General features: G+C 65.3%; 31 protein-coding genes and 1 riboswitch. Of the genes, 5 read left to right on the plus strand and 26 right to left on the minus strand.

The window, feature by feature from the left end:
* Positions 1 to 31 precede the first annotated feature (31 nt).
* The 13 genes from panB to JJ918_RS05510 all read right to left on the minus strand — a co-directional run bounded on the left by panB (position 32) and on the right by JJ918_RS05510 (position 12212).
* The gene (panB, locus tag JJ918_RS05450) at positions 32 to 859 is read right to left on the minus strand and encodes a 3-methyl-2-oxobutanoate hydroxymethyltransferase (protein ID WP_291884296.1); all 828 of its coding nucleotides are present in this window, start codon (positions 857 to 859) and stop codon (positions 32 to 34) included.
* Between the two features lie 77 nt (positions 860 to 936).
* Entirely contained in the window at positions 937 to 1281 is a 345-nt protein-coding gene (locus JJ918_RS05455; RefSeq protein ID WP_291884298.1) for a hypothetical protein, read from the minus strand.
* Positions 1278 to 1820, minus strand: a complete 543-nt coding sequence (locus JJ918_RS05460) for a sigma-70 family RNA polymerase sigma factor (protein WP_291884300.1) — start codon at positions 1818 to 1820, stop codon at positions 1278 to 1280. Before JJ918_RS05460 ends, JJ918_RS05455 begins: the two co-directional genes overlap by 4 nt.
* Positions 1821 to 1834: 14 nt before the next feature.
* Positions 1835 to 2215, minus strand: a complete 381-nt coding sequence (locus JJ918_RS05465; protein WP_291884302.1) for a DUF6249 domain-containing protein — start codon at positions 2213 to 2215, stop codon at positions 1835 to 1837.
* 89 nt (positions 2216 to 2304) lie between these two features.
* A complete protein-coding gene (locus tag JJ918_RS05470) occupies positions 2305 to 2865 on the minus strand; it encodes an NnrU family protein (RefSeq protein ID WP_291884304.1) in 561 nt (186 codons plus the stop codon).
* 89 nt (positions 2866 to 2954) lie between these two features.
* Positions 2955 to 3278, minus strand: a complete 324-nt coding sequence (locus JJ918_RS05475) for a hypothetical protein (protein ID WP_291884306.1) — start codon at positions 3276 to 3278, stop codon at positions 2955 to 2957.
* The gene (locus tag JJ918_RS05480) at positions 3271 to 3801 is read right to left on the minus strand and encodes an RNA polymerase sigma factor (RefSeq protein ID WP_291884309.1); all 531 of its coding nucleotides are present in this window, start codon (positions 3799 to 3801) and stop codon (positions 3271 to 3273) included. The genes JJ918_RS05475 and JJ918_RS05480 overlap by 8 nt, the downstream gene beginning before the upstream one ends.
* Positions 3802 to 3803: 2 nt before the next feature.
* Complete coding sequence (locus JJ918_RS05485; protein ID WP_291884310.1) at positions 3804 to 4223, minus strand: hypothetical protein; 420 nt, start codon at positions 4221 to 4223, stop codon at positions 3804 to 3806.
* Positions 4224 to 4310: 87 nt separating this feature from the next.
* Entirely contained in the window at positions 4311 to 4934 is a 624-nt protein-coding gene (locus JJ918_RS05490; RefSeq protein WP_291884312.1) for an SH3 domain-containing protein, read from the minus strand.
* A gap of 116 nt (positions 4935 to 5050) precedes the next feature.
* Complete coding sequence (metE, locus tag JJ918_RS05495) at positions 5051 to 7327, minus strand: 5-methyltetrahydropteroyltriglutamate--homocysteine S-methyltransferase (protein WP_291884314.1); 2277 nt, start codon at positions 7325 to 7327, stop codon at positions 5051 to 5053.
* 483 nt (positions 7328 to 7810) lie between these two features.
* Positions 7811 to 8009, minus strand: a riboswitch (cobalamin riboswitch).
* Between the two features lie 62 nt (positions 8010 to 8071).
* Entirely contained in the window at positions 8072 to 8929 is an 858-nt protein-coding gene (locus JJ918_RS05500) for a GyrI-like domain-containing protein (protein WP_291884318.1), read from the minus strand.
* An 84-nt stretch (positions 8930 to 9013) separates the two neighbouring features.
* Positions 9014 to 10609: an ABC-F family ATP-binding cassette domain-containing protein gene (locus JJ918_RS05505; RefSeq protein WP_291884321.1), complete on the minus strand. Its 1596-nt coding sequence runs from the start codon at positions 10607 to 10609 to the stop codon at positions 9014 to 9016.
* A gap of 154 nt (positions 10610 to 10763) precedes the next feature.
* Positions 10764 to 12212, minus strand: coding sequence for an alpha/beta fold hydrolase (locus JJ918_RS05510; RefSeq protein ID WP_291884324.1), 1449 nt, complete (start codon positions 12210 to 12212; stop codon positions 10764 to 10766).
* 134 nt (positions 12213 to 12346) lie between these two features.
* On the opposite strand from JJ918_RS05510, the gene JJ918_RS05515 reads away from it, so the two are divergent.
* Entirely contained in the window at positions 12347 to 13873 is a 1527-nt protein-coding gene (locus JJ918_RS05515; RefSeq protein ID WP_291884327.1) for a LytTR family DNA-binding domain-containing protein, read from the plus strand.
* 20 nt (positions 13874 to 13893) lie between these two features.
* Here the strand turns inward: JJ918_RS05515 and JJ918_RS05520 are convergent, their stop codons facing one another.
* The 5 genes from JJ918_RS05520 to JJ918_RS05540 all read right to left on the minus strand — a co-directional run bounded on the left by JJ918_RS05520 (position 13894) and on the right by JJ918_RS05540 (position 17291).
* A complete protein-coding gene (locus JJ918_RS05520; protein ID WP_291884329.1) occupies positions 13894 to 14469 on the minus strand; it encodes a 2'-5' RNA ligase family protein in 576 nt (191 codons plus the stop codon).
* Positions 14470 to 14540: 71 nt separating this feature from the next.
* Positions 14541 to 15503, minus strand: a complete 963-nt coding sequence (locus tag JJ918_RS05525) for a hypothetical protein (RefSeq protein ID WP_291884332.1) — start codon at positions 15501 to 15503, stop codon at positions 14541 to 14543.
* Positions 15504 to 15613: 110 nt separating this feature from the next.
* Positions 15614 to 15823 carry a SlyX family protein gene (locus JJ918_RS05530; RefSeq protein WP_291884334.1) on the minus strand — a complete coding sequence of 70 codons (210 nt, stop codon included), beginning with the start codon at positions 15821 to 15823 and terminating at the stop codon, positions 15614 to 15616.
* Positions 15824 to 15949: 126 nt separating this feature from the next.
* A complete protein-coding gene (locus JJ918_RS05535) occupies positions 15950 to 16453 on the minus strand; it encodes a DUF2938 domain-containing protein (RefSeq protein ID WP_291884336.1) in 504 nt (167 codons plus the stop codon).
* Positions 16446 to 17291 (minus strand): class I SAM-dependent methyltransferase, encoded by an 846-nt coding sequence (locus JJ918_RS05540; RefSeq protein ID WP_291884338.1) that lies wholly within the window; start codon positions 17289 to 17291, stop codon positions 16446 to 16448. The genes JJ918_RS05535 and JJ918_RS05540 overlap by 8 nt, the downstream gene beginning before the upstream one ends.
* Before the next feature lie 75 nt (positions 17292 to 17366).
* Here JJ918_RS05540 and JJ918_RS05545 point away from each other — a divergent pair, with 75 nt between their 5' ends.
* Together JJ918_RS05545 and JJ918_RS05550 are read left to right on the plus strand one after the other, a co-directional pair.
* The gene (locus tag JJ918_RS05545) at positions 17367 to 17798 is read left to right on the plus strand and encodes a helix-turn-helix domain-containing protein (RefSeq protein WP_291884341.1); all 432 of its coding nucleotides are present in this window, start codon (positions 17367 to 17369) and stop codon (positions 17796 to 17798) included.
* A gap of 80 nt (positions 17799 to 17878) precedes the next feature.
* Entirely contained in the window at positions 17879 to 18358 is a 480-nt protein-coding gene (locus tag JJ918_RS05550) for a glutathione peroxidase (RefSeq protein WP_291884343.1), read from the plus strand.
* A 19-nt stretch (positions 18359 to 18377) separates the two neighbouring features.
* Here the strand turns inward: JJ918_RS05550 and JJ918_RS05555 are convergent, their stop codons facing one another.
* The 3 genes from JJ918_RS05555 to JJ918_RS05565 all read right to left on the minus strand — a co-directional run bounded on the left by JJ918_RS05555 (position 18378) and on the right by JJ918_RS05565 (position 20107).
* Positions 18378 to 18854 (minus strand): nuclear transport factor 2 family protein, encoded by a 477-nt coding sequence (locus JJ918_RS05555; protein ID WP_291884346.1) that lies wholly within the window; start codon positions 18852 to 18854, stop codon positions 18378 to 18380.
* Positions 18851 to 19492 (minus strand): pyridoxamine 5'-phosphate oxidase family protein, encoded by a 642-nt coding sequence (locus JJ918_RS05560; RefSeq protein WP_291884350.1) that lies wholly within the window; start codon positions 19490 to 19492, stop codon positions 18851 to 18853. The genes JJ918_RS05555 and JJ918_RS05560 overlap by 4 nt, the downstream gene beginning before the upstream one ends.
* Before the next feature lie 69 nt (positions 19493 to 19561).
* A complete protein-coding gene (locus JJ918_RS05565; protein WP_291884352.1) occupies positions 19562 to 20107 on the minus strand; it encodes a carboxymuconolactone decarboxylase family protein in 546 nt (181 codons plus the stop codon).
* 124 nt (positions 20108 to 20231) lie between these two features.
* Between JJ918_RS05565 and JJ918_RS05570 the strand changes: the two genes are divergently transcribed.
* Positions 20232 to 21137 carry a LysR family transcriptional regulator gene (locus JJ918_RS05570; RefSeq protein ID WP_291884354.1) on the plus strand — a complete coding sequence of 302 codons (906 nt, stop codon included), beginning with the start codon at positions 20232 to 20234 and terminating at the stop codon, positions 21135 to 21137.
* A gap of 6 nt (positions 21138 to 21143) precedes the next feature.
* On the opposite strand, the gene JJ918_RS05575 is transcribed toward JJ918_RS05570, so the two are convergent.
* The gene (locus JJ918_RS05575; RefSeq protein WP_291884357.1) at positions 21144 to 21842 is read right to left on the minus strand and encodes a YafY family protein; all 699 of its coding nucleotides are present in this window, start codon (positions 21840 to 21842) and stop codon (positions 21144 to 21146) included.
* Between the two features lie 72 nt (positions 21843 to 21914).
* On the opposite strand from JJ918_RS05575, the gene JJ918_RS05580 reads away from it, so the two are divergent.
* Positions 21915 to 22520, plus strand: coding sequence for a glutathione S-transferase family protein (locus JJ918_RS05580; protein ID WP_291884360.1), 606 nt, complete (start codon positions 21915 to 21917; stop codon positions 22518 to 22520).
* Here JJ918_RS05580 and JJ918_RS05585 read toward each other — a convergent pair.
* The 4 genes from JJ918_RS05585 to JJ918_RS05600 all read right to left on the minus strand — a co-directional run bounded on the left by JJ918_RS05585 (position 22517) and on the right by JJ918_RS05600 (position 25044).
* Positions 22517 to 22738, minus strand: coding sequence for a hypothetical protein (locus tag JJ918_RS05585; protein ID WP_291884363.1), 222 nt, complete (start codon positions 22736 to 22738; stop codon positions 22517 to 22519). The two genes, JJ918_RS05580 and JJ918_RS05585, sit on opposite strands and share 4 nt — an antisense overlap.
* 114 nt (positions 22739 to 22852) lie before the next feature.
* On the minus strand, positions 22853 to 23062 hold the full coding sequence (locus JJ918_RS05590; RefSeq protein WP_291884366.1) for a cold-shock protein: 210 nt from the start codon (positions 23060 to 23062) through the stop codon (positions 22853 to 22855).
* 237 nt (positions 23063 to 23299) lie between these two features.
* A complete protein-coding gene (locus JJ918_RS05595) occupies positions 23300 to 23899 on the minus strand; it encodes a DUF2147 domain-containing protein (protein WP_291884368.1) in 600 nt (199 codons plus the stop codon).
* Positions 23896 to 25044 carry a DUF418 domain-containing protein gene (locus JJ918_RS05600; protein ID WP_291884371.1) on the minus strand — a complete coding sequence of 383 codons (1149 nt, stop codon included), beginning with the start codon at positions 25042 to 25044 and terminating at the stop codon, positions 23896 to 23898. The genes JJ918_RS05595 and JJ918_RS05600 overlap by 4 nt, the downstream gene beginning before the upstream one ends.
* Positions 25045 to 25097 lie beyond the last annotated feature (53 nt).

Here is a 25097-nt window from a genome sequence, read left to right on the forward strand (position 1 = left end):
TAGCCTTACCCGCGCCGGGCGGCAACAGAGCTCAACCGTCCTGACGCGTCATGGTGTAGACCTGTGCCGTGGCCGGGAAGCTGCGATCGCGCACCTCCTCGGCATAACGCTGCACCGCAGCGGTCGTGCGTTCGGCCTGGTTGTCATAGCGCTTGACGAATTTCGGCGTCCACTCGAACACGCCCAGCATATCCTGGGTGACCAGCACCTGGCCGTCGCAGGCCGCCGAAGCACCGATGCCGATCGTGGGGACCGGCACTTTCTGGGTGATTTCCAGAGCGAGATCCTCGGCCACGCCTTCCACAACGATGGCAAAGGCGCCTGCGTCCGCGGTCGCCATGGCTTCATCGATCACTTTCTGGCGCTCGGCGCGGGTGCGGCCCTTGGCCTTGAACCCGCCATCGGCCAGCGCCGCCTGGGGCCGGAGCCCGATATGCCCCATTACCGGGATCGAGCGCTGGGCCATGAAGTCGATGGTTTCGGCGGCATAGGTCCCGCTCTCGATCTTGATCGCCTGGCAGCCGGTCTCGCACATGATGCGGGCGGCGTTCTCGAACGCCTGCTGCGGCGACTTTTCGTAGCTGCCGAACGGCATGTCGACGGTCACCAGCGCGCGCTTGGCGCCGCGCATCACGGCCTGGCCGTGCAGGATCATCATGTCGAGGGTAACGCCGATGGTCGAATCGAGCCCGTGCACCACCATGCCGACGCTGTCGCCGACCAGCAGGAGATCGCAGTGCGGGTCGAGCAGCCGCGCCATCGGGGCATCATAGGCCGTCAGGCAGACGATCGGTTCGCCGCCCTTGCGGGCCCGGATTTCAGGAGCAGTGATGCGGCGGGTCTGGGTCTGGGCGGACATGGCTGTCTCTCCGGGGTTGGCCGGAGAGACTAGCTCACAATGCTGCGGTGCAAAAGCCCGCCCTCGCCCGTGCAGTATCAGCCGGCAATCCGGCGCGGCAGGACGACAGCAACGAGACCGACGGCGACGGCCATGGCGGCCGCGGCGAGCACTTCCGGCGACATCAGGAAGCCGGCATTGGCCAGCAGGCCTTCGGTGGGGACATGCATGTTGCCGAACACGCTTTCGAGTTGACTCCCGGCAATGGCCGATCCCGTGGAGCCAGCACCGCCCAGGATCAGGACCCGTTTGCGGTCCGGACGCGACAGGCGCTCGACCACCGATCTGGAAAAGGCTTCGCTCTCGCTGTCGCGTTCCAGCGGGGCTGCGGCGTCGGCAAAGGCCGCCTTCAGCCTTGCATCGAATGCATCATCTATCGTCATGACGCCATTTCCTCAGCTTCCTGGAAGTAGGCCTGCAATTTGGCCCGCCCCCGGTTCACATGCGATTTCACCGTTCCCAGCGGCATTCCGGTCGCCTCTGCAGCTTCGGAATGCGACAATCCGCAAGAGTAGCACATCACCACCGCGATGCGTTCCTCCTCCTTCAATGTGGCAAGCGCCCGGTCGAGATCAACCACATTGCCCATGTCCCGTGGCGCTTCGCTGTCTTCCAGTCCGGTCTGGAATTTCTCCATGGCCCGCTCGGTGGAGCGCCGCTTGCGCGCGGCCATCAGGAATTCCGTGTAGGCAATCGAGCACAGCCAGGACTTGAATGCGCCCTTGCCGGTGAAGGTGCCGATCTTCTCGTAGGCGCGGATGAAGGCGTCCTGCGCGAGATCGTCAGCCAGGGCATGGTTGCGGCACATGCGATGCAGCATCCCCCTGACCAGCCCCTGGTGGCGCCGGACCAGCTCCCCGAAAGCCGCCGCATTCTTGGTGGCGACCACGAGGGCGACAAGTTCTTCGTCCGGCGCCTTCATCGGCGGCGTCCTCCTCAGGCCTGGTCTTTTTTGCCGAACAGGCCAAAGCCGATCAGCACCAGACCGATCAGGCCCGGGAAGGCCGCGACGGCCGGCATGATGTACATGGCTTCCGCATCACCCTCGACACCGAAGATGGCAAAGCCCAGAACGATCAGGGCCAGCGCGATGGCCACCAGGATCGAACCGCTCTTCAGATCGCCATTGGAATCCTTGCGCGGCATACCCAGTGCGCGGATCGTCTCCGGCGTCATGGTCTGCCCGTTGCGGATCGCCTCCTCGACGACGCGCAGCGTTGCCCGGCGATTGCGCGATACCGCGCTCATTGCGATCCAGACGATAGCCACCACCATGATGAAGGGCGACATCGACACCAGCATGACTGTCAGGTCCATTTTCGTAACTCCCGTATCTGGGCGGGTCCGCACAATGCTGCCCGTTTGACACCTTGATGCACCATCGTGCGGAATTGGATGCAGGCGGACTATCCGATGATGGCCACGCCGAACAGATACATATGAAGATTCATGATGATAAGCGCTGCAAGTGCGCCCAGCACGATCGCCGTCAGATCGCCGCCCCAGCCCTTCACGACCGGCGGCGGGGTCTCGCGCAGCCAGGACGACACGAAGGTCACCAGCGACCAGACAAAGAAACTGCCGAACAGCACGAGTGCGGCGCGTTCGCCATTGGCAAGGAAGTGTGCACCCGCCCACAGCATGACCCCGGCCAGCATGGGATGGCGTACCCAGTGGCGGATATGTCCTGGCGCATAGGCCGACACGATAAGGATCAGCCCCAGCGGCACCAGGGCGAAAGCCAGATGACGCGTCCACACCGGCGGCGCCCAGACGGTTCCGGCCACAGGCTGGGCGAGCATCATGCCGTAGATGACGAGGCCGAAACCGACGAGCGATATCGCCGTATAGGCCAGCTTGTAGGGCGTTTCCCCCAGAGCCGACTGCAAGGCCGGCCGCGCGCCCGGCACCACGCGCAGCGAATGAACGCCCAGAAACAGAACCAGACCGGTAATCAGGACCAGCATGCGCACCTCCCCGCTGTCCGGGCACGAGTATAGGCGATTCACGCCCGCGTCGCGGGGGCAAATGGCTGACGCCCGAATCCGGGTCCAGGCTAGAGCAAATTCGGCAGGCGTACGCGCAGACGCCCATTCAGCCAGAAATGACCGATCAGGCCCACACCCAGAGCCAGGGGCAGCGTCACAAGGGCGAAACGGGACTCCCCGCCCCGGAACAGGGTTTCCAGCACATCCCCGGCGATGGGAGCCGTGATCAGTGCGAGCAGGCACACCACCAGCCCCTGCCCCAGCCGTTCGGCCAGTTCCCGCCGGAAGCGGCGATGGGCGATATCGGCCATCACGGCCAGCCGGAAACCGGGATCGCGCGCCGGCACATCGCCAGCGCGGAAGAAGTCCTGCAGCGGATCGTGTTCACGCATCGTCCACTCCCAGAATGGCCATCAGACGGGTGCGGCCCCGGCTGACATGGGATTTTATCGTACCCAGCGGCAAGTCCAAGACATTTGCCGCATCGCTGTGCGACCAGCCTCCGGCCAGGCAGAGCGCGACGGCCGCCCGCTGCTCTTCCGGCAGTTCCGCAAGCGCCTGCTGCATCGCCAGGGCCAGTTCGCGCTGCGGCGCCTCGCTGACCGGCTGCAAGGCCTGCCAGGCGGTTTCCCGAGTGCGGGTGCGCGACATGGACCGGGCGCGCGCCTTGGCCTTGCGCCAGGCAATCGCGAACAGCCAGGATTTGAGCTTCGCTCCGTCGCGCAGGCTGCCCAAATGCGTCCACGCATCGACGAAAGCATCCTGTGCGATCTCGTCAGCATCGGCGTCATTGCCACTTACCCGCCGCAAAAAGCCGCGGACCGGCGACTGGTACCGGTCCACGATACGGGCAAAGGCCTCATCCGATCCCGACCGGGCCGCCGCGACCAGCGCAGCGTCGTCGGGGGCCTGCATGATCAGTCATTCCTGCGGCGGCGCGAAAACAGGCCGCTGAAAAGAAACGCGACCGCGAGCACACCGAGCACCATTGAGATGAAATACATTTCGCGCGTGGTGCCGCCCAGCAGTCCGGCATAGCCGGTATAAGCAAACACGCCAGCCAGACCGGTGAACAGCACGACCAGAAAGACATGGCCACCGCCAGGGCTGCCGCTGCTTTCCTCGCCGGAGGTGTGATATTCGTGGCGATGCGTGTTGTCGTTATCGAGCGAAGCGAGCAATTCGGCCGGCGGCTCCTTGCCCGCGGCCGTGAAGCTCTTGATCAGGTCGATCTTGGCCTGGGTGCGCTTGTAGCGCATGAAACTGCCCCAGCCGGCAGCCAGAAAGAACCCCAGCGGAAACAGCAGCCACCAGTAACTGTGGAAGATCTCGACCATTGCATTCATCCCTTTCCGGCGGCACCCCGCGGCACCTTTCGATAACAGGTTGCCGCCAGGCCCCCGTCCGGATGCAGCGTCGGAAAATTATTCTGCAGCCGGAGTCCAACAGCAGCCGTCCAACAGGCGCCGTCCCTCACCGTCTTCAATATCCGCGCTGACGTGCCAACCATAGCCGCGCTCGCTCATCCCGTCAGAACAGGCCTGCGGCGAAACGATTGCAAAACCACTCACATCGCCGCCGAACCGGTAGATGAAAGGATGCATGCGCCCCCGCGCGGTGCGCGCATCACTCACCGCAAAACCGCGCTCCTCGCCCATCGACATCGCATCGTTGAAGCGTCCCTGGCCGTCGACATCGATCTGAAGTCCCCAGAAGGGTTCGGTCCCGGCACAGGCGAAGCCGCCCGGCGCCGACTGACCGGGAATGTCCGGCCGCTCGTCTTCCGCCAGATAGGCGAGACTGACCCAGCCTTCAGCTCCGCGCAGCAGGACCCGGCCCCAGCCATGCCGCGTTTCCAGCACCTCGACCCGGTTTGCACCGGGCGGCAGGGAGCCGACAAGTGCACTCGTCGGACTGGGCGTGCTGCGCACATTGAGTACGTCATGACTGTCGACATTGACCACGCGATAGACCGCGGGCTGGGCTTGCGCCGCCCCGCTCGATGCCCCGGCAATGGCAATGATGATCCCGGCCAGAAAGGTCCGCATCCCGGTCTCCGTCTCGTGAAGCCTCAGACTAGCGGAGCCGGCCGGACGGGCAACTGCGCCCGCATCACAAAAAGACGCCCCGGAGACACGGCACGGATCCCCGGGGCGCAAGACGGTTATTCCGCGGCCTGCCTGAGCCGTCCCGCAACGGCGACCATGCCTTTCAGGGATGCCTCGACTTCCGGCCAGCCCCGCGTTTTCAGTCCGCAATCGGGATTGACCCAGATCCGGTCGGCCGGGATCACATCGGCCGCTTTCACAAGGAGGCGCTCAAGCTCGGCCTCACCCGGAACCCGCGGCGAGTGGATATCCCATATGCCCGGCCCGATCTCGTTCGGATAGCTGAACTCGGCGAACGCCTCGAGCAACTCCATGTCCGAGCGCGATGCCTCGATCGAGATCACGTCGGCGTCGAGTCCCGCGATCGACGGCATGATGTCATTGAACTCGGAATAACACATATGGGTGTGGATCTGGGTCGCGTCGGACACGCCCGATGCGGCGATGCGGAAACAGGTGCCCGCCCAGTCCAGATACCCGGCCCAGTCCGCGCGCCGCAGCGGCAAACCCTCGCGCAGCGCCGGCTCGTCGATCTGGATCGCGCCAACCCCGGCTTTCTCCAGATCGACAACCTCGTCACGGATGGCATAGGCGATCTGCCGGCATGTCTGCGAACGCGGCTGATCGTCACGCACGAACGACCATTGCAGGATGGTCACCGGTCCTGTCAGCATGCCTTTCACTGGTTTGCCGGTGAGACTCTGTGCATAGGCCGTCCATTCGACCGTCATCGGCGCCGGACGCGATACATCGCCGAAAATGACCGGCGGCTTCACACAGCGCGATCCATAGGACTGGACCCAGCCGAAACGCGTGAAGGCGAAACCGTCGAGCTGTTCGCCGAAATACTCGACCATGTCATTCCGCTCGAACTCGCCATGGACCAGCATGTCCAGTCCCAGCGCTTCCTGGCGGCGGATGGCATCCTCGGTCGCCGCCTTGAGGAAGGCATCGTAGTCGGCATCGTTCATGTCGCCCTTGCCGTTGGCCGCACGCGCCTCCCGGACGGGCTGGGTCTGCGGGAAGGAGCCGATCGTGGTCGTCGGATACACCGGCAGGTTCAGCCGGGCACGCTGTTCAAGACTGCGCCGTTCATAGGGCGATGCGCGCCGTGCATCCGTGTCCGCCGATGCCGCCAGCCGGTCTGCGACGGCCGGGTCATGGATTCGCGGGGACGCGCGCCGGGACGCCTGTGCGGCATCGCTGGCGTCAAATGCTGCGGACCGGGAGGCTCGCCCGCTCTGCGCCGCCTGCGCGAGGGTCACGACCTCCTCCAGCTTCTGCTTGGCAAAGGCGAGCCAGGCTTTCAGCGCGTCATCGAGGCGATCTTCCTGTTCCAGATCGACCGGCACGTGCAACAGGGAACAGGACGGCGCGATCTCGATATCTCCCCCGCCCCGGGCAGCGATCGCCGTCTCGACCCGGGCGAACGCTGCGGAAAGATCCGTGCGCCAGATATTGCGTCCGTCGATCACGCCGAGCGACAGGGTCCGGTCCTGCGGCCAGGCCGCCAGGACTGCATCCAGCTGGTGCGGCGCACGTACCAGATCGACATGCAGCCCCTCGACCGGCAGGTCCGCAACGAGATCCAGATTGTCGCCCAGAGCCCCGAAATAGGTCGTCAGCAGGAGGTTCGGGCCAGCACCGGTCAAACCGGCATAGGCTTCGCCTACCGCTGCCTTCTGTGCGTCGCTCAGATCGGTCACAAGGACCGGTTCGTCGATCTGCACCCAGTCCGCGCCCGCTTTCGCGAGACGGCCCAGAATGTCCCGGTATACCGGCAATACCCGCCCGAGCAGGTCCAGCGGATCGATCTCGCCGCTCTTGCACTTGCCCAGCATCAGCCATGTCACCGGCCCGATGATCACCGGCCGGGTCCGGTATCCCGCTTCGCTCGCCTCTTCATAGGCGTCGATGATGTGCGTGGAGGCGAGCGAGAAGGTCTGTCCTTCACGCAGTTCGGGGACGAGATAGTGATAGTTCGTGTCGAACCACTTGGTCATTTCGAGGGCCGGCACATCACCGTGACCGCGGGCCATGTCGAAATAGGTATCGAGCCCGATCGTGCCGGGTTGCCAGCCAAAACGTTCGGGAACGGCTCCGAGCGCAACGCTCATGTCGAGCATCTGGTCGTAGAAAGAAAAATCGTTCGACGGAATGATGTCGATACCCGCCTCGGCCTGGAGCGCCCAGTGCCGGCGGCGCAGTTCGCGGCCGGTATCCTTCAGGGCTTCTGCGGAAACCTCGCCGCGCCAATAGGCCTCGACGGCCTTTTTCAGTTCCCGGCGGCGCCCGATGCGCGGAAAGCCGAGATTGCTGGACCGGATCGTCATGATCGTCCCTTTCATGGTTCTTGGATGTGAAAATTCGAATGCGTGCCTGGACGGCTTACCCCTGTGCCGGACGATGCCGGGCGACATGCTCCAGAAGCGTCAGCATGCGTCGGCGGTCTCGACTGTTCGGATGCCCGATCTCCGTGCGCAGCCGGCTCGCAAGCCGTCTTGCCGCACGGCCCTGGTCCGTCGCCCGGCTGGAGATCAACCAGGCCAGAACCATGGTGTCCGCGTCGGGGTCCGGCCGGTCACAACCGCAATACCAGTCCACAATCATCCCGTCGGGACCGATCTCCCGGCCGGAATGGCGGCGGCCTCTGGCACATTGGGCATCTGTTAGGGGAAAGCGTCGCTCAGCCTGTGAGCGCGTCACCGTCAGCCCGGATCAAGGCTTGTACCTGACACGTCTCGGGGGCTTCGGCCCCGGCTGCTGGAGCTGAAAATCATAATCTGTCCTCCGCCGGATATCCCCGTCCGGTGTGTTCGAGTTGTCCGAGCGACGGTAGGTCTCCTGGCTTGCGGCCTTTGCAGCCCCCTCGCCTTCCCGGGTTTCCACCCAGTGGCATATTGAGGAGGCCAGCCGCCAACAGTTGCGGGGACAGCTCCGGACTTGACCTGTCAGACAGGCCGTACCGGTATTCCCTGTTATGCCCTTGCGGGCACCGTCGCAGCGTCAGACTGCGCCAGCTGCGAACGCCTGTCAACAGAGTATAACGACATGCACATTTCTTTATATCAGATCGGTCAGGCTAGCGGCAGGTAGATATCCGACCGCCATTCCGCTTCGGGGCGGCTTTCCGGATCGTCGACATAGTTCACGATCAGGGGCCGGTCGGCGATCAGATGCGTGTCGTCCGCCATGATCAAGGCGTAGAGCCGGTCGATCGTGTCATGCAGCGACGTATAGCTGCCGACATGGCGCAGGCGGGCGTGCCGGCCACCGGCGATACCGAGCAGCTCGATCTCGCCCTGCTCGGGGAAGCTCTCTGCGACCTCGATGGCGCAGTCGAAATGGAGGTCTGCGGGATCGCAGAAGCGCGGGTCCTCGTGCCAGACGCCCCAGATGCCACGCAGGCTTTCCATCGGAAGCTGCGAGAAGACGGTGGCGAACAGGCGCTCATAAGTCAGGTTCAGCTCGGCATAGGCGCCGATATTGCGGATCGCGAGCAGGCGCAGCGGGTCGGTGGAGACGATTTCGACCGGCATGGGCGTCTCGGCCTCGATGCCCTGCGGCTGTAGCAGACGCTCGAACAGGGTGCCGCCTCCCGCCCGGATCTCGCTCGCCGTTGCACCCGTCGCGGCCTTTATGGCGCGGGCGAAGGACTGGCTGGACGAATACCCCGACGCTGCGGCCGCCTGGGTCACGGTCAGGCGATCATCCTGCAGGGCCGGCGCTGTGCGCACCAGACGGATGCGGCGCACGGTTTCCGCCGGGGTCTCACCCGTCATGATCCGGTAGATGCGATGGAAGTGAAACGGCGACAGTGCCGCGACGCCCGCAAGGGTCTCCAGATCCAGCGCGGCTTCCTCGTCGGCTGCCTCGATATACGCCACGACACGATCGATCCGGTCGGCATAGCCTGCTCGATTATCCGCTCTCATCCCCATGTCTCCTCTGTCCGTGTGGCAATGATACTCGCCCGGACGGGCAGACACAGCGTGCCTGTTCTTGCTCATTTGCCCCGGTCACACGGCACCGGACGCCCCCAGCCCGATCGTGCGCGTCACACCGATCGCGTCGAGAAAGCGCGTATCATGGCTGGCGACCAGAATGGCGCCATCATATCCCGCGAGTGCCTGCTCCAGGAGTTCCACCGCTTCCAGGTCGATATGATTGGTGGGCTCGTCGAGGATCAGCAATTGCGGGGCCTCGGCCGCACAGGCGAGACAAGCCAGTCCGGCCCGCATCCGCTCGCCGCCCGACAGCACGGAAACAGGCTTCTCTGCGGCTTCTGCCCGGAAGGCATAGCGCGCGAGCGCTGAGCGCACCGCATTCTCGGAGAGTTGCGGATTGAGCCGGCGGGCATTGGCCGCAACCGACAGTTCCGGTTCCAGGAAGGTCACGGACTGGTCCAGCAGCGCAAAGCGCTCATGCCGGCCCGAGACTGTACCGCTGTCCGGCTGCAGCCGCCCGGTCAGCAGATCGAAGACCGTGCTCTTGCCCGACCCGTTGGGGCCGGCGAGCGCAATCCGCTCCGGACCTCTGATCTCGAACGAAAGCGGACCGACAATCCGCTTGTCATTTCGCGAGAAAACCAGGTCCCGGACATTCAGCACCGACTGGCCGGCGGCCAGTCCGCTGGCGGGAAGATCGATACTGAGTGGCGTGACGATCTCGACTTTTTCGCGCGCCGCATCGTATTCGGCCCCGGCTGTTTCCATCTGCCGCGCCGACATGCGGGCAACCCGGCTGTCACTGCCCCCGGCGCGGTTCTTGCGCGCATCCAGGAGGATTTTGGGCTGGCTGCCGGCAGCCCGTTCCTGACGCCCGGCCCGGTCCGAGCGCGCCTTGCGCTCGGATCGCTGGCGTGCCGCGGCGCGGGCCTGGCGGACACCGGCCTCGGCCCGCTCGGCCTCCGCTTCGACGCGGGCGAGCCGGGCTGCACGGGCGTCGGCAAAGGCGCTCCAGCCGCCTCCGACAACCGTCGCACCCACGGGGGTCAGTTCGACAATCCGGTCCATGCGCTCCAGCAGGTCGCGGTCATGGCTGGCAATGATGATGCCGCCGGACCAGTCCTCGATGAGAGACAGGATCGCCGCCCGGCCATCGGCATCGAGATTATTGGTCGGCTCGTCGAGCAGCAGGATATCTGGTTCGGCCAGCAGCATGCGTGCGATCGCCAGACGCGTTCTCTGACCGCCGCTGGCCGCCGCAGCCGGACGGTCAAGCGGCCAGGCCGGCAGGCCCACCTGCGCCAGTACCGTCTCGACGCGGCTCTCCAGCGTCCAGTCGGCCTGATCGAGATCGGCATCACTCGCCGTGCCGTCGAGAATGCGGGCCAGACAGGCCCGCGCATCGTCCACCCCCAGCGCTTCGGCAATGCTGGCAGCACTGACACAGGCATGCTGTTCCATCAGGGCGATCTTGCCCGTGACGGAGACCTCGCCGGCGGCGGGGGCAAGTGCACCGGCGATAACATGAAGAAGGGTCGACTTCCCGCAGCCATTGCGGCCGACAATGCCGGTGCGTTCCGCCCCGAAGGCGAGCGTCAGGTCCGCGACAAGCGGACGGGCATCAGGCGTGGCGAGGGAAAGACTGGAAAGCGTGATCGAAGCGGACATGGCAAACACCGGCAAAAACAAAACATTGGGTTTCGATTTGCAGGTGGTTGTTCATCACACGCTCCGGGTTCGAGATCCGATAAGGTCGGTATGACCGCGCCCGGCCCGGAAATCAAGCCGGGCCGGGGCGGTATTCGTCGAGGGTCAGTCCCGCCTAGAAGGGCAGTTCGGTGAAGTCCGGCAGATCGACGATAACCTCTTCGGTCCCCACCGGCTCATCACGCATGAAGCGGTGCATGACATCGTGCACGTCCGGCGATGTCATGAAGAGATTGTGCCCGGCATTGCGCACAATGACCTGTGTCACATCGGACAGTCCGGAGACTGCTGCTGCCTGGCCTTCCGGATAGGTGCGACCGTCCAGCGTGCCGGTCAGCAGGAGGACCGGCGTGTCGCCGGCCGGCGCTGTGCGGAAATCATCCCCCAGATCGAAGCCGTTCCAGGCGCCGCGGATCTGCGGCATGGGATGGTTGAGATAGGCGCCGACCAGCCCGTCCTGCGCCTGCTGTTCGAACGCAGCCAGACGCGCATCGCCGATACCCGAGGCCAGATCCATGGCTGTCGGCATGGCACTCAGCGAGATCGGCTCGCCCGGCGTGTGGAAGCGCTGCAGAAGCCCGATGGCCAGTCCGGTCTCGCCGGCGTCGAGTGTTGCATAGAGCGCCAGCAGGATGGCGGCGTATTGCGGGTCGGAGATCAGCCCTGAACTCATTTGCTGCATGTGCCGCCGCTGCAGGAGTACGGGCGCCACCGAACCATCCTGCTGCGGGATGTCCAGCAGGACCGGCTCGGCCTCCAGGCGGGCGTGGACCCGCCGCATCATGCCGGCAATATCCGGATAGCGGACTGCGGCTTGTGGCTGGCTGTCCACGGCCGCCTGCAGCCGCGCGAAATACGCGTCGGTATAGGCGGGCATCTTCACCGTCTGGTCGAGGCCTTCGGCACTGGCGATGATAACACGGTCGATCTCATCGGGAATGTCCTTCAGCGCCGCCAGGGCCAGATGGCTGCCATAGGAGATGCCCCACAGCGTGACGGTGTCGGCGCCCAGATGCTCTCGCAGATCCGAAATATCCTGCACACTGTCGCGCGTCGTATAGCCCTCGATAGCGACACCCTCGCCGCGCCAGAAGGCGCCGCATTCCTCGACAGCCCGCCGGTAGGCTGCGCCATAGCCGGCATCGGAGACCGGTTCGGTCTCGGACACGTGGACCGAGGAGACACAGCGCGGCAGGCGGGTGGAGTCGCCGGTTCCGCGCTGATCGAAGGCGATGACATCGCCATGCTGCCGCATCGCCATGAACAGTTCGAAGCGCGGCCCTTGCGCCGTACCGCTGCCCGATCCGCCCGGCCCTCCGGCCAGGTAGACGATCGGCGGTCCATCGGCATCGCCGGTCGCGGGAAAGCGGACATAGGACAGGGTGATCATGCGGCTGCCGGGATCGGACCGGTCTTCCGGCACCTCGAACGAGCCGCGCAGGGCGTCGACGCTGTCGCCGGACCGGGCCGTGAAGGTGATCGGCTCTTCGGCGCCTGCAGCCGGGGTTAGCGGCAGCGCCATGGCAAGACCGGCAATGACGAGGAAGGATCGGATCGGGGACATGGGGAGACCTCTGGGGTTGTTTCACCCTCACCCTCGAACGCCCTGCGCCACCGTACACGCGCCGATCTGTGAGCGGTCATGACCGGCCTGCAAACGGCGTCGGCCTTCGCCCGGCGGCGCGCTAGACTGGGTGAATGAAAACCTTCTGCATCCTCCTCGCCGCGATCACCGCAGGCCTGCTGCTGTGCGTTCCGGCACACGGTCAGCCCGGCGCCCATGTCGATACGGCGAATGTGAGCGTCTGCCTCGTCGACGATCCGGCCCGGATTCCGGACTTCTCGGGACCGGAATGCCAAATCATGCCGCTCTGGTCCGTCGACCCGCAGGGCCGGCATCTCTGGATGCAGGCGCAGCTGGTCCTGCGTCCCGAAAACCTCGACGGTCCCGGACCGTTCGGCCTGCAGGTGCTTGCCAAGGCGTCCAGCGAAGCCTGGATCAATGGCACCTATCTGGGCGCCAATGGCCGCCCCGCCGGCACGCGCGACGCGGAAATTCCCGGCCGGATGGACAGCGTGATCTATGTCCCGCGCGCGCTTGTGCAGGAGGGCGAGAACACGGTGGTGCTACGCCTGTCGGCCCAGCACGGATTCATCCGGCTTACAGCACCGATCCATCGCATCGCCTTCGGCCCCTACCGGAACCCCAGCCAGCGCATGATCCTGGCCTACTGGCCATCCCTGATCACATTCGGCGCTTTCGCGGTCGGCTGCCTGTTCTTTGGCGTCACGGCCCTGCGCGGTGAAGACCGCGAAGGCTCGGCCATCCTGTCGGCCGCCTCGCTGTTTGCGGCGATCCAGTTGCTGGCGGAAGTCTCACGCTCGCTCTACCCCTATCCCTACCCCGTGCACGAGGTCCGGCTTGTGACGATCCTGGCCTGTGCCTTCGGTTTCGGGCTTTGTCTGAACGCCTACCTGTTGCTGCGTCTGAGCGGGCTGGGCGCCAGGGCGCGTATGCGGCGCCTGGCCGGACTGGCCGCCATCATGGCCGTGATCGTGGTCGTCGTGCCCGGTTTCGATGGCAAGACCGGCTTCGCGCTTCTGGCTGCCGTGGCGGCGGGGATCATCGGGAGCATCGTCTGGAGCATCGGGAAACGCCCCGGGGCTCCGGCCTATCTCGCGCTGTTTTGCGTCTTCGCGGCGCTCATGATCTTTTTCCCGACCGACTTCATCGACACCTATTTCTACCTCGCGGCCGGCGGCATGCTGGTCTTTCTCTTCTACCATCAAGCCTTGAACCTCGTCGGCGAACGCCGGCGCCGCCAGGCCGAGGAACGACGCGCGCGACAGCTCGAAACGGCTCTGGCCGAAGCGCGCCAGCGCACAGCGCCGGCACAGCTGCAGCTGGTCAGCGCGGGACGCGTCGATTACGTGCCCACGGACCGGATCGTTCAGCTGAAGGGCGCCGGGGATTATGTCGAAGTGCATTATGATGACGGCCGCACAGCGCTCTACAACGGCTCCCTGGCGGGGCTTGAGACCGAACTGCCGGAGACATTCCTGCGCGTTCACCGCTCTCACATCGTCAACACGGCTTTCGTCAATGCGCTCGAGCGCGATGCGTCGGGTGTCGGCCGGCTGCTGCTGACCCAGGGAAGCGAGGTCCCGGTGAGCCGGCGCATCATGCCGAAAGTCAGGACCGCCCTCGCCTCGCCTGCTGACTAGGCTGGCCGATCATCAAGCCGTCACTCGGCGCCGAGCGGCCAGCGGTCGAGGATGACATGCCGGGTCTGCCCGAGCAGACTGTGCACGAGCACGAATTCGCCGGCTGTCCACGTCACGGGCTCGACGGGGTGGACCAGGATCATCGCGTCGTCATAAAGCAGGGTGACGTGCGGCGAATACGGCCCGGCCTTGCGCCCGAGACCGACCGCCATCATCGCCCGCCCCAATGTTCGCTGGAACGCCGTCACGACAGTCTCGCTTTCACGCGACTGCAGGACAAAGGGCCGGTTGCCGGAGCGTCCTGCAAAACTGCCGGCCCGGTCGAAATGCGGTCTGAAAGCCGGGGCGGACACCTGGTCTCCGGCCTGACGCGCCTTGGCGACGATATCCGCCGGCAGGCCGTGATAATCACCCAGGTGCGACAGTGTGATGTGAAAGCGTTCGGCCGCCAGCGCAGGGCCGGTCAGGCCATGCCGCTGCCGCAGCTGTGCCGCAAGCGCTGCGATCCGTTCTGCCGTGCCCGGGTCGGGAAACAGGGCGAAGAAGAGACGATCGGTTGCACGCGTCTCCCCCAGGAGGCTCAGCTGTTCAGACATGGGGGCTCCAGCGACTCACCGAGCCTCAACCTCGCGGTCCGTCCGGGGTCCGGTCAAGCGCGGCACTCGCCCTAGTGATGTGACATGTGCATACGGTCGGCTTCCGGTGCTGCGGCATGCGCCTCTTCGGGCAGCGGCGTCTCGAACGCACCCGCCCGCATGTCCTCGATCTGCCGGCGCACCCAGTGCTCCACCGCGACACTGGGCAGGAGACCGCGGCCGGTGGAGGCGTAGTCCAGCCCTTCCAGGACCTCGGCATAGGGGCCGAAGCCCTGGACCCGATAGGGCAGGACGATCGTACGCTCTTCGCCTTCATTCGCAGCCGTCACGAATTCACGGATCCGCACTTCGGCGGCTTCGCGCGCTTCCGGCCAGTCCTCGCGCAGCGTCTCGACACGAACCTCGCGGAAGGGCATCGCCTCGCGAACTGTATCTGCGCGCGCGTCGATCCAGTCGATCCAGCGCTGGTTTTCCGCATCGTCGCCGGGACCGTGGGCGAGGATCAGAACACTCTCATTCTCCGGCGTTTCGCTGAGTGCGCGCGCCCGTTCGACCAGCACTGCACCCATCTCCGGCGCTTCGGCCAGGCCTTCAGTCGAAAGCGCGTACTCCGCATCGGTGTCGAGGCGCCAGTACTCCATGCGCATGCCGTGATGGCCGCCCTCTTCCCCGTCCGCCTCTTCCGGTTCAGGCCGCGCCGGCGCGCCGGTGTCCAGGCCGATGATCTCGCGCGTGCGCTCATACCAGCTCTCACCGGAGATGAAGAGACGCACCACGCCGATCCGGTCGGCACCGCGGTTCTCCAGCCGGTCGACAGCCTCTTGCAGGCTCACCGCATCAGCCATTCCGAAGGCGAGCTCCAGCGGATAATCCTGATCGATCGGTGCGAGCATGTCGCGGACTTCGCCATTCCACGTCTCGCCGCCGCCATGTGCCATGACCAGGACGCCGAACCCGTCGGCCTCGTTCTGGGCGGTTGCAGACGCCGTCGCGAGGCTTGCAGCCGTCATCGCAGCAAGAATGGGGAATTTCATGATCGCACTCTGGGTCAGCCATCGGACAGGCCGTAGCCATAATGCGATTGGTTCTCATACGCAATAAAAGCCGGTGCGACCGACTGACGCTTTCGCCAGACGCCCGTGGCTCAATAGTGCGGCGGCGGTGCGTTTTCCGGCAGCGGTGCCTGGTCCTCCAGCGTCGCGACGCGGGACATCAGCTTGTCGATCCGCCGCTCCAGCCGGCGAATGTCCTCACGCTGGGCCAGCACGACCTCGTTGAGCTCCTCGATCGTGCGATCCTGGTGCGCGATATGGGTCTCGAGACTGTCAATGCGGGCGGCCTGGCTGTCGATCATGGTCGGTCTTCCGGAGAGGTTTGCTTGGGTGGCGCCATCCTATGCCGCGTCGCACCGGGGCCGAACAGTCTTCTGCACCCGGCAGGGCGGTCCGGCGGGGACTCAGCCGCGTCCCCGCCGGTGCATTCATCGCAACAGCGACCCCACCGGCAGTGCGGTAAGATAGAGTCCAAGTCCGAACAGGGCATGGGTCACCAGGCTGTGAAAGCGGGCGCGGCCCGGAGCCGGTGTGCGGCTGGCGGCGATACCCGCCCCCAGCGCCGGCTGCATGACCAGAAAGGGAAACAGTACGGTCCCGAGGCCAATAATGAGGGCTGGCGCGAGTGTCGGCGCGGCAAGCCACCCAAGCCCCCAGACTGCCAGCAGCAACGCGGCAAAAGCGATACCGGTCAGATAGTGGAGGAGCCACCCCAGCGCCCGCTCACCCGCAACAGGCGCAGCCGCAGCAATCGGCCGGTGCGCGAACCGCCCCCGCGGCATGTGACCGACCCAGCGGCCCAGAAGGGCGTAATCCAGAGACGGGACACCCCACAGGCGGGCCTTCACGACGCCCCAGACATCCATAAACGCCGTTGCCCCGCACCCGATCAGCACGGCAGCCACCAGAAACGCGACAACCGGATCAGACATTCTCGCCTCCGATCGCCCAGCACGCAGCCGTGAAGCGAACCATGTCCCCGTCGACATAGGGCGCGTATGCAGAACGCGCGGCGTCGATCACCGCGGCGCGGTGCCCTGGATCAAGTTCGGGCAGGAGCCGTCCGAGCGGGCCAAGCCGTGTCAGCCAGGTCTCCAGCGCGTCCTCCGGCAGGGAACAGGCGACATCGAGCGGCGTCATGGTGACGCCGGACCACCCGCTGTCGCGCAGAATTCCCCGTACATGGTTTTCGTCGGCAAAGGCGAATTGTCCGGTCGGCTGCAGCGCCGCAGCGAGCGCCTCCGGCAATAAAGGCCGCACTGCCGCCTCGGCAGCTGTCATGAACGGGTTTTCCGCCGGGTCGCGCCAGGCGATGACGGCCAGTTGTGCGCCCGCCGCGCTCGCCCGGCGCAGATTGGCGAAAGCCCGCACCGGATCGCGGAAAAACATCACACCGAAGCGCGAGACGATGCGGTCATACCGGGCAATGCCGAGCGGATGATCCTCGGCGTCGGCGCAGATGAAGTCGGCGCCGGATCCGGACTGCACTGCGCGTTTACGCGCCAGCTCGATCATGGGATCCGAGATGTCGATCCCGGTACAGCCTCCCGCCTCGCGCAAACGGTCTGCCAGCGCCAATGTCGTTGCACCGGTACCGCAGCCGACATCGAGGACATGGCGTGCGCCCTGTTCCAGACAGCCTGTCACAATGATGTCCTCGAAGCGCTTGAACATGCTGTCGAGCAGGACCTGGGCTTCTACCCAGTTCTGCCCGGCGATGCCGTTCCATATCTCTTTTGCCGTGGGCGGATTTGCCTGCATCGTGTTCATGTCGGTCTCCTTTTGCCTTGCCGGAAAGCGGCGGAAGGCGCAGGCTGCCACCTCAAGTCAACTTGAGGTCAAGCGATGAAAGACCTGGACACTGCAGAACTCGCCCGGCTGACCGGACTGCCCGCCTCGACCCTGCGCTATTACGAGGAGAAAGGACTGATCGTGTCGATCGGACGACGCGGTCTGAAACGCCTGTTCGACCCGTCTGTCGTCGACCGGCTCTCCCTGATCGCCCTGGGGCGGGCGGCCGGTTTCTCGCTGGACGAGATCGGCGGCATGTTCGCACCCGACGGCGGACCGCGCATCGACCGCGGCAGACTGGTAGAGAAGGCGGAAGACATCGACCGGACAATCGGCCAGCTGACCGCGATGCGGGACGGGCTTCGTCACGCCGCGGAGTGCCGCGCGCCCAGCCATATGGAATGTCCGACTTTCAGGCGCCTGATGCGGGTGGCGGCAAAGGGCGGGCTTGGTCATTCCCGGCAAAAGCCTCAATCACCCGCCTGACAGCCGCCCCTGCGCGGCCGGGCATCGACGGCGCGGGCTGACTCGTGAAGAATGTGGGCCGAACCCGAGGAGGCTTGCGCATGACCACGATCTACGACTTCAACGCCATCGATATCGCCGGCCAGGAGGTTTCGCTCGCCGATTATCGCGGCAAGGTTCTGCTGATCGTCAACACCGCCTCGAAGTGCGGCTTCACGCCCCAGTATGAAGGCCTGGAAGCCCTCTACAGGGACCTGCAGGACAAGGGGCTCGTGGTGCTCGGCTTTCCCTGCAACCAGTTCGGCAATCAGGAACCCGGCGATGCCGAGGAGATCGCGAATTTCTGCAAGCTCACCTATGATGTGAACTTCCCGATGTTCGCCAAGATCGACGTCAACGGCGAAGCGGCAGCACCGCTCTATGAATTCCTGAAGCGCGAGGCCCGCGGCCTGATGGGGTCGAAGGCCATCAAATGGAATTTCACGAAATTCCTCGTCGACCGCGAAGGGAATGTGGTCAAACGCTTCGGCCCCCAGGAAACGCCGGAAAGACTGCGCGGTGCAGTCGAGGCCCTACTCTAGGCCGGGCGTACCGTGCGCCTCACAGCCCCAGCTCGCTCAGTCCGGGATGATCGTCCGGGCGGCGGCCCTGCTCCCAGTGGAATTTGCGGTCGGCCTCGCGGATCGGTGCGTCATTGATGCTGGCGATGCGCCGCCGCATCAGGCCGTCCGGGGCAAACTCCCAGTTCTCATTGCCATAGGCACGATACCAACTGCCGCAGTCATCGCGCCATTCATAGGCGAAACGGACGGCGATGCGACTGGCCTGGAACGCCCAGATCTCCTTGATCAGGCGGTAGTCATGCTCGCGTTTCCACTTGCCGGTGAGAAAGGCGACGATTTCCGCCCGTCCGGTCAGAAAGATCTCGCGATTGCGCCACTCACTGTCCGGCGTATAGGCCAGCGACACACGTTCGGGGTCGCGCGAATTCCAGGCATCCTCTGCCAGGCGCACCTTCTCGGCGGCAGCCTTGAGTGTGGTGAAGGGCGGAACCGGCGGGCGGATGATCGGGGTCATTGTTCACACTCCCGATGGCCCGCAAGAGCGAGCTCGGCGCGCAGGCGCGCATTCTCGTCCTCAAGACCGGCCAGGCGTTCCCGCACGCCGCGCATGGTCTCGATGATCTCCGCTTCGGTGAAGCGTGGCGTGATGTGCTGCGGGCAATTCCAGTCGAAGGCGACCAGGTGCAACAGCACGATGCGTTCCGGCCGGGCCCGATAGCCCGGCGTCAGCACCTGGCCGGCCAGACCGCTGTCCGGCTCCGCCGGCAGAAGCTCGACCGTGGCGAAGATCTTGAGGCGCGCCTGGCGGACATAATCCATCAGGATCAGCGCGACACGGGCATTCGCCCGGGCATTGCCGGTGGAGATGTATTGCCGGTTTCCGCGATAGTCGGCGAAGGCCAGCGTGCGCTCGTCGAGCACGGTGAGAAAGCCTGCCGGCCCGCCGCGATGCTGAACATAGGGCCAGCCGGTCTCGGAGACCGTGGCCATGTAGAAACTGTCGCGCGCCGCGATGAAATCCATCTCGTTGCGCCCGAACCGGTCGAAGGCGCGATCGCCCGCGAACTGCTCCCAGACATGGGCACTGCCCATCTCCGCCTGCATCGCGCGCACGCTGGGTGTGGTCGCGATATCGAGAAATCCGTAGCTCATGGCGAAGCTCCTGTCCTGGCCGCCGCAAAAAAAACGGGCGGACCGGTGATCCGGCCCGCCCGCTCGCGATCAGGCTGCTTCCGCGGCGCTGACGACGGGGAAGTCGATATCCGTCTGGGCGACGATATTGATCAGGTTGGTGAAGACGTTCTCGGCCGCGACAGCGACGATCTCGACAATCTGGCCGTCCGAATAGCCGGCATCGCGCAGCTCGGCGATATCGATATCGGAGACCTGGCCGCGCTCGCGCACCACTTTCGCGGCGAAGCGGACCGCGACATCAGCCTTGGCGTCGCCGGACTGGCCGCGGCGATTGCGGTCGATCTCTTCCGGCGTGAGCTTGGCCAGGTTCAGACCGAGATAGGTGTGGGCCGACAGGCAATAGTCACAGCCATTGATCTGGGCCACGGCCAGGGCGATGCGTTCGCGGGTCTTCACATCGAGCGTCTTCGCCAGGGCACCGTTATTGCCGGCGAACCCTTCCAGCGCGGCCGGGCTGGTCGCGACCAGGCGGAACATGTTCGGCACCGTGCCGAGCTGTTTGTGGACGGCGTTGAGGATCGGCTTGGACGCTTCCGGTGCGGAATCGAGATCGGGGATCGGCAGACGGGACATGTTTTCTCCTTCGGGGTCCGTGCGATCCATCGCGGATCGCGTCTTGCCGGGGAGAAATAGGCATTTCACCGGGAACGATAATCCGCTACTTCCGGAAACGTCTTTTCCATTTTACGGAACAATCATGGACCGTCTCAAAGCCATGTCGATCCTGGTTCAGGTCGTCGACAGCGGAAGCTTCTCGGCCGCCAGCCGCACGCTGGGTATCCCCCTGGCAACGGTGAGCCGACAGGTCACCGAGCTGGAAACCCATCTGGGAACTCGGCTTCTGACGCGCACCACGCGCAAGCTTGCCCTGACAGATGCCGGCATCGCCTATCTCGCCTCGGCCCGCCGTGTCCTCGAGGATATCGACGAGGCCGAGCGCACAGCCGCCGGCGAATTCCACACGCCGCGCGGTGCGCTGAACCTGACCGCGCCGGTCTGTTTCGGACGGCTGCACACCCTGCCCGTCGTGAAAGACTTTCTCGCCGCCTACCCGCAGATCAGCGTCGGCCTCACCCTGTCCGACCGGAATCTGCATCTGATGGAAGAACATATCGACATGGCCGTCCGGATCGGTGCCCTGCCCGACAGCTCCATGGTCGCCACCCGTATCGGTTCGGTGCGGACCGTTCTCGTCGCCAGCCCGCAGCTGCTTGCCGCGCATGGCACGCCGAAAACCCCCGACGACATCGCCGCCCTGCCGGGTGTGCATTTCGATGTCCTCTCGCCGGGTGGCCGCTGGAGCCTCACGCCGCCGGACGGCAAACCGGTCGACATCGCCTGCCCGCCCAGGCTCACCGTCTCTGCCGCCGATGCCGCCGTGTGGGCGGCCAGCGAAGGTATCGGCGTGACCCGGGTGCTGAGCTATCAGTGTGCGGATGCGGTCCGCGACGGTTCGCTGCGCATCCTCATGGAGGATTTCGAGCCGGCGCCCCTGCCCGTGCATCTGATCCATGCCAGCCGCGGCGCCCTGCCGACGAAAATGCGCGTCTTCCTCGACTTCGCGAAAACAGCACTCAAAGACCGCCTCGCGGCCATTGCCTGACCGGCTCTAGGACCGGCCCAGCTGTTTGCGGCGGGCGGCAACATAGTCGCGCAGCAAGCCGACCCGGCGCGGCCGGAAGCTTTCGCCGCCGCGTTGCAGGCCTTCAATGCGCGACACGTGGAAGACCCGGTAGTCCAGCCGCAGGCGGCAATGCGCCAGCAGCATCAGCGTCCCCTCGCCATAGGACAGACCCAGCGGCCAGATCTCGCGCTCGGTGCGGTTCTCCTTCAGATCCCGATAGCTCATGACGAGCGAGAACTCGTCCCAGCAGGCCTGGCGCAGCAGGTCCATGTCGATCCCGACCGGCGGACGCATATCGGCCGGAAACCAGGCGCGCATCGCCGAGTGCATCGCCTGGCGCGACTGGGCGTCGGGCAGCGTCGCGATGATCCGCGCCAGCGCATCCTTTCCGGCCGCCGTCAGCGTGTCGTCGCCGATCCGCTCCAACGCCCCGATGGCCAGCGTCAACGCCTCGATCTCCAGACGCGAGAAACTCTGCGGCGGCAGGGCCGGATCCTCGGTCAGCGTGTAGCCAGCCCCCGCCGCCCCGTCGATCAGGGCACCGCCCGCGCGCAGGGTAGCGATATCGCGGTAGAGCTGGCGCAGGGAGACGCCGGTCTCGTCCGCCAGCCGGGCGGCCGTCACCGGGGACGGCAGGCGCCGCATCGCGTCCATCAGACGCATCAGCCGGTCTGTGCGGGCCATTCTCGCTCCTGCCGCAATCTGTCAGCAGGGCGTGTGTAAGACACCGTCATCGCAAGACAAAGGAAAAACCCCATGCCCACGCTCTACCATTCGCCGATGAGCCGTTCCTCCGGCATCGTCACGCTGATCGATGAACTCGGCGCCGATGTGGACATCCGCGAAGTCACGATCCCGCGTCAGGACGGGTCCGGCGGGCCGGATCCGGCCAATCCGCACCCGGAAAAGAAAGTGCCCTTCCTGGTGGATGGCGAGCAAACGGTCCGCGAGCGCGGCGCCATCATCCTCTATCTCACCGACAAATATCCCGAGGCCGGCCTCGGTCCGATCGAGGGCGAGCCGGGGCGCGGCGAGTACCTGTCCTGGCTGTTCTACTATCAGGGCGTGATGGAGCCGGTCTTCATCCTGCACTGGGCCGGCGTGTCGCATCCCGCGATCACCGCCAGCATCCGGGACATGGACACCATGCTCGCCCGTCTCAATGATGCGCTGGAGAAGGGGCCATACCTTCTGGGCGACCGCTATTCCGCGGCCGACCTGCTGTGCTCCAGCCCCTTCCAGTGGTTCTCCGACCTCTTGCCGGACAATCCGAAAATCCGCGACTGGGTCGCCCGCTGCGCCGACCGGCCGGCGGTCAAGCGGACGCTGGAGCGGGACAATGCGGCCCTGCAGCCGGGCTAGGACTTGGTGCGGCGGGGGCTTCGGCGTTTGGCCGGTTCAGGCGCCGGCTGGGCGGCCTCCCGGGCCAGGCGTGCTGCACGCAGCTTGTTGGTAAGAGCCGTCCGCGCATCATGCTCTTCCTTGAGATATTCACGGACCGTGGCGTCGGTGATGTCGGCCTTGGATTTCGGCGCCGTCGACTTCAGCGTGAAGATACTCTCATCAATTTTCTGGACCATGCGTGTGTTCTCCTTGAACCGGGGGTCCGGAAACGACAAAGGCCGGGCTGATGCCCGGCCTTTGCAATTGCCAATCCGGCGTGCTGGCATCCAGCTGCCGGATAAACCGGATGCCTAGACGGCTTCCAGATTGTCAGCGGCGCTCTTGCCCGAACGCTTGTCCTGGACGACATCGAAGCTGATCTTCTGGCCTTCGGACAGCGGCGGCAGACCGGCGCGCTCGACGGCAGAGGCGTGGACGAACACGTCCGTGGAGCCATCTTCCGGAGCGATGAAGCCGAAACCTTTGGTGGTATTGAAGAATTTAACGGTACCAATAGCCATGACGAGATCCTTTCAATCAGTCACGTGTAGGTGGGCCCCGCCGACCGCGTGCCGGCAGATACCCGAGTGTCGATTTTGGAAGGAAGAGCGTCAGGGGGGCGAAAACCGTGCCCAGAAGATTCGTCATTCAATATCGATGAGCCATCATATGCGCCGGAACTGTGTCGGAAACAAGGCCTGAGCGGCTGCCTTCCGGAAATTCCGGCGCCCGGGTCCGATCAAGCATGCCGTTACAGCTCAGCGGTCGCACCGTCCGGGAACCGCATCAATCCGTCTCCAGACCTGTTCCCGGGCCAGCAATTCCCGCCCGGCGGCAGCGCGGACAGCGAGATAACCCAGATCGACCGGGTCGGGCAGATTGCCCATCGCCGCCCCGATCACGACCGATACGCCCTCATCCACGCTCGCGCCCTCATAGAGCAGCACGTCAAGCCTGTCCGGTCCGGCCGCGGCGATCTCGGCGTGGTAGATCGCGCCTTCGGCACGCACATAGACGCGGCCCTGCCAGACCCCGGTCTCCGGCTGCACACGCGCGTCGAACACGACCTGGCCGCCACAGACCCGCTCGCCCCACGCCCAGACATCGGGATGGGAATAGTCGCGCGCATTGTCCGGCCCGTCATGCGCGACGAGCCGGCCGCACAGCGCATCGGCCCGCGTTTGACATCGCACGAGCTCGATCACGCCCTGATTGTCCGGCAATCTCCAGAAGCCGGTGAGAGCGTCGGTGCGCCCGGACGGCATGTCCGGCGTTGCGGCGCAGCCGGCCAGGGCTGCCATCAGGGCGAGGAGCAGGGCCAGCGCCACGGCGCGCACAAGAAGGACAAACGGGTTCATGATCTTGCCCCCTCCCCGTCGCGGCGGATCGGCGCGCCATAGGTCACCCGGCGCAAGACGGCTTCCAGCGGACCCCGGCCGAACAGCCGGGCAAACAGGCCGACAGCCAGCATGGCGGTAAGCGCCACACAGACGCTCAGTGGCAGGAGCGCGGCGTGTCCCAGCTGGCCGAACAGACCCAGTCCATAGGCGCCGAACAGAAAACCGGCGATCACGCCCTGCAGCACATAGGCCGACAGGGAATTCCGCCCGGCCAGAACCAGGATCTGCGGCAGGCGCGGCCGCTCGAAAACGAGACGGATGATGCACAGATACGCCGCTGCGAGCACGGGCGCGCCCAGACCGAGCGACACAAAACTCACAAGATCGGCCAGACCGGTGCCGCCGAAGCCCGGCCCGTTGGCGACATAGCCATAGGCGATGTTGAGCGGCAGACCCGCCATGAGCAGCCAGGGCAAGGCATGCGCGCAATGACGCCGCCAGGGCGATCCCGGCTCGAAGAAGCCGGTCTTGGCCGCCGCCAGGCCCGCCGCATAGGCACAGAAGGCCAGCGGTCCCTGCAGGATGATCAGGAAAATGAGGGTTTCCGGCCAGTCCGTCAGGCGCGCAAGGACGGCCTCGCCATAGCTGCCGCCCAGCCCCGGCCCCGAGGGAAGGGGCACGGCCCCGGACGGCAGCAGCGTGACCAGCCATGTCAGCGACAGGCAGGACACAAGCACCATGCCCGCCGCTATCGCGGCCAGAACGCCGGGACGCGCACGGCGAAACGGCCAGATCAGAAGACCGAGCAGCGCATAAAGCACGAGGATATCGCCGGAGAAGACGAAAATGGCGTGTGCCGCGCCGAACAGGGCCAGCATGACCAGGCGCCGGCCATAACGCCGCCCGGCACTGGCGCCGGCCCGTTCGGCCGCCCTTTGCTGGATCTCGATCCCCCAGCCGAACAGGAAGGAGAACAGCATGAAGAATTTGGCTTCGAAGAAGATACCCGTGAAGAGCGCCGCCGCCTGGTTCCACAGCCCGTCCGGTGCCGACAGGACGGCGCCCTGCGGCAGGCCCATGAAAGGCAGGTTGACCACGCAGATGCCGATCAGCGCCGCGGTGCGCAGCGTATCGACGGTTGAATTACGATCCGGTACCGGCATAAAACCCTCATTGAACAGTCGCTCAATTTAATTGAGCAATGGCTCAATGAGTC

The sequence above is a fragment of the Maricaulis sp. genome (genome assembly GCF_017642925.1).
Classification (GTDB): domain Bacteria; phylum Pseudomonadota; class Alphaproteobacteria; order Caulobacterales; family Maricaulaceae; genus Maricaulis.